Source organism: Streptomyces sp. CCM_MD2014 (genome assembly GCF_000772045.1).
Classification (GTDB): Bacteria; Actinomycetota; Actinomycetes; order Streptomycetales; family Streptomycetaceae; genus Streptomyces; species Streptomyces salinarius.
Genome location: NZ_CP009754.1, coordinates 5771922 through 5784669 on the forward strand (window position 1 = coordinate 5771922; position 12748 = coordinate 5784669).

Sequence of the window (12748 nt, forward strand, 5' to 3'; positions counted from 1 at the left end):
GGCGGGCACCTGTTATCGGGTGCTCACGTTCTTCAGGACGAGGGCGCCGGGGCCAGGACACAGGACGGACCTCACGAGGATGCGCATGACGTCACTGCCGCACCGGATCCTCCGGGCGCTCGACCGGTTCAACGCCACTCACCCCTGGGACCACAACGCCCACTACCACCGCTGGATCCTGCGGCAGCTCCCCCGCCGGTTCGGCAGCGCGCTGGACGTCGGGTCCGGCACCGGCGACCTGGCCCGCCTGCTCGCCACCCGTGCCGACGAGGTCCACGGCGTCGACTCCGACCCCGTGATCGTCTCGCGGGCCCGCAGGCTGACCCCGGAGGCGACGGCGGCGTCCTTCACCGTCGCGGAGGCCCCGGCCAGACTCCCTGCCGGACCCCACGACGTCATCACCTGCGTCGCCACCCTCCACCACCTGCCGTTCACCGAGGCCCTCGACACCTTCCGCAGGCATCTTGCTCCGGGCGGCACCCTGATCGTCGTCGGCCTCTACCGGCCGCAGACCGCAACGGACCACCTGCTCGCCGCGACGGCGATCCCCCTGAACGCCGCCACCGGGTGGCTCAAGAACAAGGGCCGGAGCACCGCCCCGCCCGCCTCGATGACCGCCCGGACCCGGCCGGCCGACATGCCGTTCTCCGACATCACCGAAGCGGCCCGCACGGTTCTGCCCGGCGCCCGCCTACGCCGTCGCCTCTTCTGGCGCTACACCCTCACCTGGCGTCGCCCCTGACCGTCCCGCCCGCCCCAACTCCCCGCGAACCGCGCCCACGTCTGCGGCGCGAGGCGGATCATCGGCCCGCCGCCGGGGTTCTTGGGCCTGACGGTCGAGAGCTACCGCGAGGGCCGCGCCCGCCCCGACGGCTCGCCGGTCCCCAGCCACGCCTTCGCGGGCGCGGGCGAATGGGCCGACCCCGCCCCCGTCCTCATGGTCGTCGAGGTCACCTCGTACGACTCGGACACCGACCGGCGCAGCCGCGTCGACAGGCCCGGGCCTATGCCGAGACGGGCATCCCGGTGTACCTGCTGATCGACCGGGACACCTGCGAGGTCACGGTGCACAGCCGCCCGGACGGGGGACGGTACGAGACCGTGCAGACGCTGCCCTTCGGCAAGGAGGTCGTCCTGCCCGAGCCGGTCGGGATCAGCCTGGACACCGAGCCGCTGGAGAACTGGGTGCGCTGATCCGGAGCGAGGACAGACGCAGGCCCGGACCGTCAGGCGGAAATGCCGTCGATCCGGGCCATGGCGTCCTCCGCGCCGTACGGCTGCAAGTACGGCAGCCAGCGCGGGTCCCGGTGTCCCGTGCCGATGATGCGCCAGGCCAGTCCCGTCGGCGGGGCCGGTTTGTGGCGCAGGCGCCAGCCCAGTTCGACCAGGTGGCGGTCGGCCTTGACGTGGTTGCAGCGGCGGCAGGACGCCACCACGTTGTCCCACGCGTGCAGGCCCCCGCGGCTGCGCGGGATGACGTGGTCGACGCTGGTGGCGACGGCGCCGCAGTACATGCAGCGGCCTCCGTCGCGGGCGAAGAGGGCGCGGCGGGTGAGCGGTACGGGGCCCCGGTAGGGCACTCGTACGAAGCGCTTGAGCCGGACCACGCTGGGTGCGGGCACGGTGACGGTCGCGCTGTGCAGATAGGCGCCGGACTCCTCGAGGCACACGGCCTTGTTCTCCAGGACGAGGACGAGCGCGCGGCGGAGCGGTACGACGCCGAGTGGCTCGTACGACGCGTTGAGGACCAGGACATGCGGCACGGGTGCCTCCTTGGGCGTCGGCGGCGCGTGGCTCGCGCCGGGACGATCTGGTTCAGTCTCCCCTCATGGCTGGTCGTAGCGCCACCATGTCCCGGTAACGGGCTGGAAGTGTTTTCGACCACACGGGCCGCCGGGGCGCGGGCGTGACCAGTTCAAGCGCGGGTGAGCAGGGTCTCGCCCGCCCGTTTCGGGCCGAACCGCGTCCGGTGCCCCGTTAGTGTGGTGCATCTGCCCGTCCGGTGACCTTTCCGTGACCTTGGACCGGACCTCGGACCGGACCGCGCAGGACGGGCCGCCGCATCTGGAGGTTTCCGCCGTGTCCCTGTCCGCCGCCGTCCCGCCCCTGCTGGCCGCCGGTTCGTCGTCTGCGTCGTCGCCTTCGCCGTCTCCGACCCCGTCGGCGCCGACCGTGCCCTCGCTGCGGGAGGCCCACGAGAGCGCGACGAACGCCGCGGGCTGGGTCGAGGAGAACTGGTCGACGTGGCTCGCGATCGGGCTGCGGGTGCTGCTGATCGTGGTGATCGCGGTCGTGCTGCGCGCGGTGGTGCGGCGGGCGATCACCAAGCTGATAGAGCGGATGAACCGCAGGGGCGGGACGTCCGGCGGCACCGCCCTGAGCGGGCTGCTGGTCAACGCCGAGCGGCGCCGGCAGCGCTCCGAGGCGATCGGGTCCGTCCTGCGCTCGGTGGCCAGCTTCCTCATCCTGGGCACCGCGGCCCTGATGGTGCTGGGCACCTTCCAGATCAATCTGGCCCCGCTGCTCGCCTCCGCCGGTGTCGCGGGCGTCGCGATCGGCTTCGGCGCCCGCAACCTGGTCACCGACTTCCTGTCCGGCGTCTTCATGATCCTTGAGGACCAGTACGGCGTCGGCGACAGCATCGACGCGGGCGTGGCCTCCGGCGAGGTCATCGAGGTCGGGCTGCGGGTGACCAAGCTGCGCGGCGCCGACGGCGAGATCTGGTACGTCCGCAACGGCGAGGTCAAGCGCATCGGCAACCTCTCCCAGGGCTGGTCCACGGCCGGGGTCGACGTGACCGTCCGCTCCGACGAGGACCTGGACAAGGTGAAGGAGACCCTCACCGCGGTCGGCGAGCGGATGAGCAAGGAAGAGCCCTGGAACGAGATGCTCTGGGGCCCGATCGAGATCCTCGGTCTGGACTCCGTGCTGCTCGACTCCATGGTGGTGCGGGTCTCCGCGAAGACCATGCCCGGCAAGTCCCTCACCGTCGAGCGCGAGCTGCGCTGGCGGATCAAGCGGGCCTTCGACGCGGCCGGCATCGCGATCGTCGGCGGCGCCACCGTCCCGCTGGAGGGCGCCCCGGCCGCCGCCGACCCGACGGCGGGTGTCGCGGCGCCGTCGGCCTACGCGAGCACCGTGTCGCCGCAGTCCATCGCGGCGTCCCCCATTCCGCCGCCCAGCACCAGCAAGTAGCCCCTCGCCTCCCCCCGCCTACCTCTCGGTACCGGCGAGGAGCTCCCGCAGCAGGTCGGCCAGTTGACCGGCTCGTTCCGGGGCGAGGGAGGACAGCGCCTCGGTCTGGGCGGCGAGGCCCGCGCCGACCGCCTCGTCGATCAGCTCCAGCCCCCGCTCGGTGAGGGTGACCTGCAGTCCCCGGCGGTCGTGCGGGTCGGGGGAGCGGCGCAGCAGTCCCGCCCGTTCCAGCTTGTCCAGCCGGCCGGTCATGCCGCCGGTGGTGAGCATCAGCGTGGCCGACAGCTGCCGGGGGGAGAGCGTGTACGGCTCGCCGGAGCGGCGCAGGGTGGCCAGGGCGTCGAACTCCCCGCGCGAGATGCCGAAGCGGGCGTACGCCTGTTCCATCCGGTCGCCCATCGCCCGCGCCAGCCGGAAGACCCGGCCGAACACCTCCATGCCCGCCGTGTCCAGGTCGGGCCGCACCACCGCCCACTGGTCGATGATCACGTCGACGGGGTCCTTGGGGTGCTCAGTCATGGGACGAGTATCGAGGCGATGCCGGTCGGCCGCAAGAAAGTAGCTTTACGAAAACTTGCTTAGAAGTAAGCTACTTCCAACCGAGCTTTTCGTGTCGGGTTCTGCCGGCCGAGTCGCTTCTCCCGTCCGCCGAAGGGTGCCCTCATGGCCGCCGCCCGCCCCACCGTCATCGCGCTCACCGCCCTCGCCCCCGTCTCCTGGGGCACCACCTACGCCGTGACCACCGAGTTCCTGCCGTCCGACCGGCCCCTGTTCACCGCACTGGCGCGGGCCCTGCCCGCCGGTCTGCTGCTGCTCGCGCTCGCCCGGGTGCTGCCGCGCGGCGCCTGGTGGGTGAAGGCGGCGGTGCTGGGCGCGCTGAACATCGGGGCCTTCTTCCCGCTGCTGTTCCTCTCCGCCTACCGGATGCCGGGCGGCATGGCCGCCGTCGTCGGCTCGCTCGGACCGCTCCTCGTCGTCGGGCTCTCGACGCTGCTGCTCGGGCAGCGGCCCACCGCCCGTTCCGTGCTCACCGGCGCCGTCGCCGCCTTCGGCGTCAGCCTGGTGGTGCTGGAGGCGGCCGGAACACCGGACCCGCTCGGCGTGCTCGCGGCCGTCGCCGCCACCGCGGCCATGTCGGCGGGCACCGTGCTCACCCAGCGCTGGGGCCGCCCCGACGGTGTCGGCCCGCTCGCCCTCACCTCCTGGCAGCTGACCGCGGGCGGCCTGCTGCTCGCCCCGCTCGCCCTCCTGGCCGAGGGTGCCCCGCCCGCCCTGGACGGCCCGGCGGTCGGCGGTTACCTCTACCTGGCGCTGGCCAACACGGCGCTGGCGTACTGGCTCTGGTTCCGCGGGATCGGCCGGCTCTCGGCGACGCAGGTCACCTTCCTCGGCCCGCTCTCGCCGCTGACCGCCGCCGTCGTCGGCTGGGCGGCGCTCGGCGAGGCGCTCGGCCCGGTGCAGCTCGCGGGCATGGCGCTGGCGTTCGGAGCGACCCTGGCGGGGCAGCGGGCGCCGCGCGGGCGGACGGTCGCCGCCGCCGAACCGTTCGGTTCTGCTTCAAAGAACGGTCGGAAAGATTCGATGGACCTGACGGGTCCGGCCCTGCGACGGTAGGCCCGCCAGGCCTCCGACCAGGAAAGGACCTTCGTGGCCACAGCCGCCCACCGGAACCCGGCCCAGAGCGTCAGCCCCCGAGACCCCCGAGACCGCCGAGACCCCCGAGGGACCGCAGCGACGCGGCCGACGGCGCCCGTCGCTCTCGGGCTCGCGCTCGCCGTCCTCGCCACCCTCGTCTGGTCCGGCAGCTTCGTCACCTCGCGGGCCCTCGGCGACAGCGTGCCGCCGGTCCAGCACGCGTTCTGGCGCTGGGTGGTGGCCCTCGCCGTCGTCGCCCCCTTCGGCGCGCGGCGGGCCTGGCGGCAGCGGGCGCTGATCCGGCGCCACCTCGGCTTCGTGGTCCTCGCCTCCCTGCTCGGCGTGACCGTCTACAACACCCTCGTCAACCAGGCCGGCGTCACCACCCCCGCCGCCAACATGGGCATGATCATGGCGGCGTCTCCCGTACTCATGGCCGTCTACGAACGCGCGGGCGGCGTCCGGCTCGGCGCCCGCCGGGTCGCCGGGCTGGTCATCGCCTGCGCGGGCGTCCTGCTGCTCGTCGGCGGTGACGGGGCGTCCTTCTCGGCCGGCGACCTGTGGATGATCGCCGCCGCCTGCTGCTTCGGGTCGTACAGCGCGCTGCTGCGCCGCAGGCCCGAGGGGCTGGACGGGGCGGGCTTCCTGTTCACCACGTTTCTGTTCGGCACCGTCCTGCTGCTGCCCGCGCAGGGCGTCAGCCTCGCCGTGCAGGGCGGGTTCGACCCGACGCCGGACACCGTCTGGCCGCTCCTCTACGTCGGTGTCGCCTCCTCCGCGGTCGCCTTCTTCGCCTGGAACAAGGCGATCTCCCTGATCGGACCGACCCGCGCCGGGGTCGTCTACTACCTCCAGCCGGTGTGCGTCGCCCTGCTGTCCTGGGCCCTGCTCGCCGAACCGACCGGCTGGGCACAGGCGGGCTGCATGGCGCTGATCCTCGGCGGCGTCGTCCTCGGCGCGGGGGCCCGCCGGTAGGCGGCGGCGTCCGCCGGTGCGTCGCGGGGCCCGCCGGTGTGCGGCGGGGGTCCGCCGGTAGGTTGCCGCCATGGCCGACTGGGACATCCGCAAGCTGCGGATCCTGCGCACGCTGCGGGAGAGGGGCACGGTGACCGCGACGGCGGAGGCACTGCACATGACGCCGTCCGCCGTCTCGCAGCAGCTGACGAACCTCTCCAGGCAGCTCGGCGTGGAGCTGCTCCGGGCGCACGGCAGAAGGGTGCGGCTGACGGACGCGGCCCGGCTGGTGCTGCGCCACGCCGAGGCGGTGTTCGAGCAACTGGAGCGCGCCGACGCCGAACTGGCGGCCCACAGGCGCGGAGAGGTGGGCGAGGTCAGGGTCGGCGCGTTCGCCACCGCCGTCCCCGCCCTCGTCGTCCCGGCCGTCACCGCCCTGCGGTCCGGCAGCCCCGGGATCGCGGTGCGGGTAAGGGAAGCCGAGGCACAGGAGGCGTACGAGCTGCTGGCCGCCGGGGAGGTGGACCTCGCGCTGTCGCTGGCCGCGCAGGCGCCGACCGCCGCCGACCCGCGCTTCACCCGCGTCCCGCTGCTCGCCGACCCGCTCGACGTCGCCCTCCCCGGCGACCACCCGCTGGCCCGCGCGGAGGGACTGCGGCTGGCCGACCTCGCCGCCGAAGCGTGGATCTTCGGCGGCAGCGGGCCCTGGTCCGACATCACGCGTGCCGCCTGCGAGGCCGCCGGGTTCCGGCCGCACCAGGGCCACGCGGCGGCGGGCTGGCCGGCCATCCTCGCCATGGTCGGGGCGGGCATGGGCGTCGCCCTGGTCCCGCGCATGGCGGCCGTGCCCCGGGACGGGGTGGTGATGCGCGAGCTGGGCGAGGACCACCCGGTCCGGCACGTGGTCGCGGCCGTGCGCAGGGGCGCGGAGGAGGCCCCCGCGATCGCCACCGTCCTGACGGCCCTGCGGGCGGCGGCGGAGGGACGCGCCGCCTGAAGCCCACGAGGCGGAGCCGCGCGTCGACGCGGCCGGGCCGGCGCTCCTGCCCCCGAGCACGCGCAGAGGGGGCGCCCCGTGCGACACGGGGCGCCCCCTCGTCCGTACTGGACGTACCGACCGTACCGACCGCCTACTGGGCCGCCGCCGCGTCGGCCGCCTGTGCCTTCAGCGCGCGCTCGACGCCGGAGCGGGACTCCGAGACCAGCCGGCGCAGGGCCGCGTTCGGCTCGGCGGAGGCCAGCCACGCGTCCGTGCGGTCCAGGGTCTCCTGGGAGACCTGCACCGCCGGGTACAGACCGACCGCGATCTGCTGGGCCATCTCGTGCGAACGGGACTCCCAGACGTCCTTCAGCGCCTCGAAGTACCGCTCCGTGTACGACGCCAGCAGCTCGCGCTGGTCGGTCTGGACGAAGCCGGCGATGACCGCCTCCTGGACGGCGTTCGGCAGCTTGTCGGACTCCACGACCGACTCCCAGGCCTCCGCCTTGGCCGCCTCCGTCGGGCGGGCCGCCCGCGCGGTGGCCGCGTGGCGCTCACCGGCGGCGGTCTTGTCGCGCTCGTACTCGGCCGCGATCTCCGACCCGCCGAACCGGCCCACGGCCGCGAGGCGCTGCACGAACGCCCAGCGCAGCTCCGTGTCGACGGCCAGGCCCTCGATCGTCTGCGTGCCGTCCAGCAGCGCGTCGAGGAGGTCCAGCTGCTCCGGCGTCCGCGCCGTCGCCGCGAAGGCCCGCGCCCACGCCAGCTGGTGGTCGCTGCCCGCCTCGGCGGCCCGCAGGTGGGCCAGCGTGGCCTCGGTCCAGCGGGTGAGCAGCGCCTCGCGGGCGGTCGGGGCGGCGTACTGGTCGATGGCCAGCTTCACCTGGCGGTGCAGCGACTGCACGACACCGATGTCGGACTCCTTGCCGATGCCCGACAGCACCAGCGACAGGTAGTCGCGGGTCGCCAGCTCCGCGTCCCGGGTCATGTCCCACGCCGACGCCCAGCACAGGGCGCGCGGCAGCGACTCGGTGAAGTCCCCCAGGTGCTCGGTGACCACGGCCAGGGACTGCTCGTCCAGACGGACCTTGGCGTACGACAGGTCGTCGTCGTTCAGGAGCAGCACCGCCGGGCGGGGCTTGCCCACCAGCTGCGGCACGGCCGTCAGCTCGCCGTCCACGTCCAGCTCGACCCGGTCGCCGCGCACCAGCTTGCCGTCGCCGTCGAGGTCGTAGGCGCCGATCGCGATGCGGTGGGGGCGGAGGGTGGGCTCGCCCTTCGCCCCGGCGGGCAGCGCGGGGGCCTCCTGGCGGATGGCGAAGGAGGTGATGACGCCGTTCGCGTCGGTCTCGATCTCCGGGCGCAGCACGTTGATGCCGGCGGTCTCCAGCCACGCCTTCGACCAGGTCTTCAGGTCGCGGCCGGAGGTCTCCTCCAGCGCGCCCAGCAGGTCGGACAGGCGGGTGTTGCCGAACGCGTGCCGCTTGAAGTACGCCTGCACGCCCCGGAAGAACGCGTCCTCACCGACGTACGCGACGAGCTGCTTGAGGACGCTGGCGCCCTTGGCGTACGTGATGCCGTCGAAGTTGACGAGCACGTCGTCCAGGTCGCTGATGTCCGCCATGATCGGGTGCGTGGACGGCAGCTGGTCCTGCCGGTACGCCCAGGTCTTCATCTGGTTGGCGAACGTCGTCCACGAGTGCGGCCACTTCGAGCCCGGCGCGTCGGCCTGGCAGGCGGCCTCGGAGTAGGTGGCGAACGACTCGTTGAGCCACAGGTCGTTCCACCACTCCATGGTGACCAGGTCGCCGAACCACATGTGCGCCAGCTCGTGCAGGATCGTGGCCGCCCGGCCCTCGTACGCGGCGTCCGTCACCTTGGAGCGGAACACGTACTGGTCCCGGATGGTCACCGCGCCCGCGTTCTCCATCGCGCCCGCGTTGAACTCGGGCACGAAGAGCTGGTCGTACTTCTTGAACGGGTACCGGTAGTCGAACTTCTCCTGGAACCAGTCGAAGCCCTGCCGGGTCACCTCGAAGATGGCGTCCGCGTCGAGGTGCTCGGCCAGCGAGGGACGGCAGTAGATGCCGAGCGGGACGGACTGGCCGTCCTTCTCGTACACGCTGTGCACCGAGTGGTACGGGCCGACGATCAGCGCCGTGATGTACGACGAGATGCGCGGGGTCGGCTCGAACTCCCAGACGTTGTCCTTCGGTTCGGGCGTCGGCGAGTTGGAGACGACGGTCCAGCCCTCGGGGGCCTTCACGGTGAACCGGAACGTCGCCTTCAGGTCCGGCTGCTCGAAGCTGGCGAAGACCCGCCGCGCGTCCGGCACCTCGAACTGGGTGTACAGGTACGCCTGGTCGTCCACCGGGTCGACGAACCGGTGCAGGCCCTCGCCGGTGTTGGTGTACGCGCAGTCGGCGACCACGCGCAGGATGTTGCGTCCCGGCAGCAGGCCCGGCAGGGCGATGCGGGAGTCCTGGAACACCTCGGCGGGGTCGAGGGCGTCGCCGTTCAGCGTCACCTCGTGGACCGTCGGCGCGACCAGGTCGATGAAGGACTCGCCGCCGCCCTCGGCGACGTCGAAGCGCACCGTGGTCACGGACCGGTAGGTGCCGCCCTCCTGCGCGCCGGTGAGGTCGAGATCGATCTCGTACGAGTCAACGGTCAGCAGCGTCGCCCGCTGCCGCGCCTCTTCGCGAGTCAGGTTTGTGCCAGGCACGCGGTCATCTCCTCGTTATGTGTGGGTTGCGCCATCCTTCCACGTGGCCGGGAGGGAACGCGATGTCCATTTTCCGCCGGTGCCCGGCGCGCCCGCGCACGAGGCTGGATCCCATGAACGGCCACACCGCACACCCCATTCCGCCGGGCGTCCTCCAGGAACTCCGCGCCACCGACGACGCGGGCCGCCGCCCCGTCCCCGTGACCGACGAGGAGGGCGGCGCCCCGCTGCGCTGCTGCCTGCGCCACAGTCGCGCCGGTGAGCGCATCGCGCTCGTCTCCTACGCCCCGCTGCGCCGCCGGGCGGCGGCCACGGGAGCCGACCCGGGCCCGTACGACGAGCAGGGGCCGGTCTTCGTCCACGCCGAGGAGTGCCCGGGTCCGGAGACGGACCGCCTCCCCTTCACCAACTCGCACCGCGTCCTGCGCCGCTACTCCGCCCACGGGCACATCCTGGGCGGGCGGCTGGTCGGGGACCCCGGCGCCTTCGGGTACGCCCTCCGGGAAGCGTTCGACGACCCGGCCGTGGCGTTCGTCCACGTCCGGGCCGTCGAGTACGGCTGCTTCCTCTACGAGGTCACCAGGGACTAGGGGGGCGGGTCAGCCCTTCAGCTCCGCCGCCACCAGTTCCGCGATCTGCACCGCGTTCAGGGCCGCGCCCTTGCGCAGGTTGTCGTTGGAGACGAACAGGGCCAAACCGTTGTCCACGGTCTCGTCCCGGCGGATGCGGCCCACGTACGACGGGTCCTGGCCGGCCGCCTGGAGCGGGGTCGGCACCTCGGTGAGCGCCACGCCGGGGGCGCCGGCCAGCAGCTCCTTGGCGCGCTCCACGCTGATCGGGCGGGCGAAACGGGCGTTGATCTGCAGGGAGTGGCCGCTGAAGACGGGCACGCGCACGCAGGTGCCGGACACCTTCAGCTCCGGGATCTCCAGGATCTTGCGGGACTCGTTGCGGAGCTTCTGCTCCTCGTCCGTCTCGTGCAGACCGTCGTCCACGATGGAGCCGGCCATCGGCAGCACGTTGTACGCGATCGGCGCCACGTACTTCTGCGGCTTCGGGAACTCGGCGGCCGAACCGTCGTGGGTCAGCTTCGGGGCGTCCGCGCCGACCTTCTGGACCTGCTCGAACAGCTCGTCCACGCCGGCCAGACCGGAGCCGGACACCGCCTGGTACGTGGCGACGACCAGGGCCTCCAGCCCCGCCTCCGCGTGCAGCGGACGCAGCACGGGCATCGCGGCCATCGTGGTGCAGTTCGGGTTGGCGATGATGCCCTTGGGACGGTCGGCGATCGCGTGCGGGTTCACCTCGGACACCACCAGCGGGACCTCGGGGTCGCGGCGCCAGGCGGAGGAGTTGTCGATCACGACGGGGCCCTGCGAGGCGACCTTCTCGGCCAGCGCCTTGGAGGTGGCGCCGCCCGCCGAGAACAGCACGATGTCGAGCCCGGAGTAGTCGGCGGTGGCCGCGTCCTCCACCGTCACGCCGTCCAGCTCCTTGCCGGCGCTGCGCGCCGAGGCGAACAGGCGCAGCTCGGTGACCGGGAAGTCGCGCTCCGTGAGGATCCCGCGCATGACCGTGCCCACCTGACCGGTGGCTCCGACGATTCCGACCCTCACGGTGACTCCTTCTCCGTTTGTGCGCGTGTCTTCACGCGCGCTTTGCTCGGCCGAGACTTTTCCATCATGGGGCGAAGCCCGGCCCGCCTGTCCAATCCATTGCGCGGTGTGCCCGCACACTGGGACGCGGCGGCTCGGACATGGGGTGTGGTCCTTGCGCACGAACCCCGGCTGAGCTGCAGAAATTCCGTCGCCCGGTCCCCGCGCCGCAAGCTGTGCTGTTCCGCCCCTGCCCACCCCCTCCCGCCTCACACGGCGATGTGACGTACACCTCGCACCGAAAGGCGGCCGCCGGGGCGAACGTTCCGGGCTCCCCGTGCGTCGTAGGAGAAACGTGGCCGGGGGAGGAGTGGCTTTGCTGCGCAGAAGGGCCCGCCGCGGCCAGGGGGACGACGTACGCGACGACCCCCTGGACGCGGCTCAGGAACGCCGGGTGCGGGCGGTGCTCGCGCTGGGCGGGGTGCCGCAGGCGGACCTGCCGGACGGGGTGCAGCAGGTCCGCCTGCGGCTGCTGGAGCGGACGGCCAGTGGCCGCGAGGCGCCGCGCGACGTGTCCGCGTGGGCGGCGGTCGTCGCCTCCAACCTGGCCATGGACTGGCACCGGGCCAGGCGCCGCCAGGACCGGCTCGGGGAACGCCTGGCCGCGCTGCGCCAGACGGAGCACCCCCGCGACGAGGACACCAGCGTCCTGTCCCTCGCCGTCGCCCAGGGTCTGGACGAGCTGCCGGACGCCCAGCGCCAGGTCCTCGTCCTGCGCTTCTACGCCGATCTGCCGGTGCGCGGCATCGCCGAGGAGCTGGGCATCCCCGAGGGCACGGTCAAGAGCAGGCTGCACACGGCGGTACGGGCCCTGCGCGCCCGCCTGCACGAGGACGAGGTGGTGTGAGATGGCCGCCGAACGGCACCCCGGTGGGTACGACGCGCTGATGGCCGCGATCACGGGCGAGCCGCTGCCGCCGGACGCGGGGGCGGACGCCCGCGGCGAGCACCGGTCGGCGACGGCCGACGTGGCGCTGCTGCGGGAGCAGCTGCACCTGCTCGGCGACGCCCTGGGCGAACCCGTCGCGCGAGAACGCCCGAAAGCGGCGGCGGCACCACCGCCCCGGCGCCGCCCCTTCCGTCTCGCCCTGGGCGTCCTCGCGGCGGCCTGCGCCGGTGTGGTGGTCACGGGCCTGGGCTGGCTGGTGGTGCAGAGCGGCAGCGGTGCCTCGCAGGACGCGGCGAGCGGCAGCGCGGCCGACAAGTCCGCGGTGCGGCCGTCGAGCCCGTCCGCGGGCCAGGAGGCCGCCGCGGTCTTCGGCACCCCCCGCTACCTGGCCTGCGCCCGTCTCGTCGCCGAGGGCACGGTGACCGCAGCCGATCCGGTGCCCGGCACCGCACGGCACCGGATCACGCTCCGCGTGACGCAGGCCTACGCACCCGAGGGGAGCACCGGGACGGCGACGACGTTCGTCCTGGACGACGCCCTCGCCCGCCTCGCCCCCGGCGACCGGGTCCTGGTCGGCGTCCTCCGGGACCGCCCCACCGCCGACACGGTGATCACCGGTGACCGGAACATCGCCACCGTCCGCACCCGGATCACCGCCTCCCTCCCCGAGTCCCGCACCCTCACCTGCGACTGAGCCACCCGGGGGGCAAGCGAAA

General features: G+C 73.3%; 12 protein-coding genes and 1 pseudogene. 9 read left to right on the forward strand and 4 right to left on the reverse strand.

All coding sequences use genetic code 11. The features are described from left to right. Positions 1–85: 85 nt before the first annotated feature. Both NI25_RS25830 and NI25_RS25835 read left to right on the forward strand, forming a co-directional pair. Complete coding sequence (locus tag NI25_RS25830) at positions 86–742, forward strand: class I SAM-dependent methyltransferase (protein ID WP_199561029.1); 657 nt, start codon at positions 86–88, stop codon at positions 740–742. 84 nt (positions 743–826) lie between these two features. Then, positions 827–1194, forward strand: a pseudogene (locus tag NI25_RS25835) (Uma2 family endonuclease); the annotation flags it as partial. A gap of 32 nt (positions 1195–1226) precedes the next feature. Here the strand turns inward: NI25_RS25835 and NI25_RS25840 are convergent. Beyond that, a complete protein-coding gene (locus NI25_RS25840; protein WP_061444733.1) occupies positions 1227–1763 on the reverse strand; it encodes an HNH endonuclease in 537 nt (178 codons plus the stop codon). A gap of 316 nt (positions 1764–2079) precedes the next feature. Between NI25_RS25840 and NI25_RS25845 the strand changes: the two genes are divergently transcribed. Beyond that, positions 2080–3195 (forward strand): mechanosensitive ion channel family protein, encoded by a 1116-nt coding sequence (locus NI25_RS25845; RefSeq protein ID WP_061447097.1) that lies wholly within the window; start codon positions 2080–2082, stop codon positions 3193–3195. A gap of 18 nt (positions 3196–3213) precedes the next feature. On the opposite strand, the gene NI25_RS25850 is transcribed toward NI25_RS25845, so the two are convergent. Then, positions 3214–3714 (reverse strand): MarR family winged helix-turn-helix transcriptional regulator, encoded by a 501-nt coding sequence (locus tag NI25_RS25850; RefSeq protein WP_061444734.1) that lies wholly within the window; start codon positions 3712–3714, stop codon positions 3214–3216. Between the two features lie 144 nt (positions 3715–3858). Between NI25_RS25850 and NI25_RS25855 the strand changes: the two genes are divergently transcribed. The 3 genes from NI25_RS25855 (at position 3859) to NI25_RS25865 (ending at position 6781) form a co-directional block, all read left to right on the forward strand. Further along, positions 3859–4809: an EamA family transporter gene (locus tag NI25_RS25855; protein WP_061444735.1), complete on the forward strand. Its 951-nt coding sequence runs from the start codon at positions 3859–3861 to the stop codon at positions 4807–4809. Between the two features lie 33 nt (positions 4810–4842). Then, positions 4843–5805 carry a DMT family transporter gene (locus tag NI25_RS25860; RefSeq protein WP_061444736.1) on the forward strand — a complete coding sequence of 321 codons (963 nt, stop codon included), beginning with the start codon at positions 4843–4845 and terminating at the stop codon, positions 5803–5805. 70 nt (positions 5806–5875) lie between these two features. After that, positions 5876–6781: a LysR family transcriptional regulator gene (locus tag NI25_RS25865; RefSeq protein WP_061444737.1), complete on the forward strand. Its 906-nt coding sequence runs from the start codon at positions 5876–5878 to the stop codon at positions 6779–6781. 133 nt (positions 6782–6914) lie between these two features. Here NI25_RS25865 and pepN read toward each other — a convergent pair whose 3' ends face one another. Next, complete coding sequence (gene pepN / locus NI25_RS25870; RefSeq protein WP_061444738.1) at positions 6915–9488, reverse strand: aminopeptidase N; 2574 nt, start codon at positions 9486–9488, stop codon at positions 6915–6917. Positions 9489–9601: 113 nt separating this feature from the next. Between pepN and NI25_RS25875 the strand changes: the two genes are divergently transcribed. Then, on the forward strand, positions 9602–10078 hold the full coding sequence (locus tag NI25_RS25875) for a DUF1203 domain-containing protein (protein ID WP_061444739.1): 477 nt from the start codon (positions 9602–9604) through the stop codon (positions 10076–10078). A 9-nt stretch (positions 10079–10087) separates the two neighbouring features. Here NI25_RS25875 and NI25_RS25880 read toward each other — a convergent pair whose 3' ends face one another. Continuing rightward, complete coding sequence (locus NI25_RS25880; RefSeq protein ID WP_061444740.1) at positions 10088–11104, reverse strand: aspartate-semialdehyde dehydrogenase; 1017 nt, start codon at positions 11102–11104, stop codon at positions 10088–10090. 349 nt (positions 11105–11453) lie between these two features. Between NI25_RS25880 and NI25_RS25885 the strand changes: the two genes are divergently transcribed. Further along, a complete protein-coding gene (locus tag NI25_RS25885; RefSeq protein ID WP_007449855.1) occupies positions 11454–11990 on the forward strand; it encodes a sigma-70 family RNA polymerase sigma factor in 537 nt (178 codons plus the stop codon). Position 11991: 1 nt separating this feature from the next. Continuing rightward, a complete protein-coding gene (locus tag NI25_RS25890) occupies positions 11992–12726 on the forward strand; it encodes a hypothetical protein (RefSeq protein ID WP_061444742.1) in 735 nt (244 codons plus the stop codon). Positions 12727–12748 lie beyond the last annotated feature (22 nt).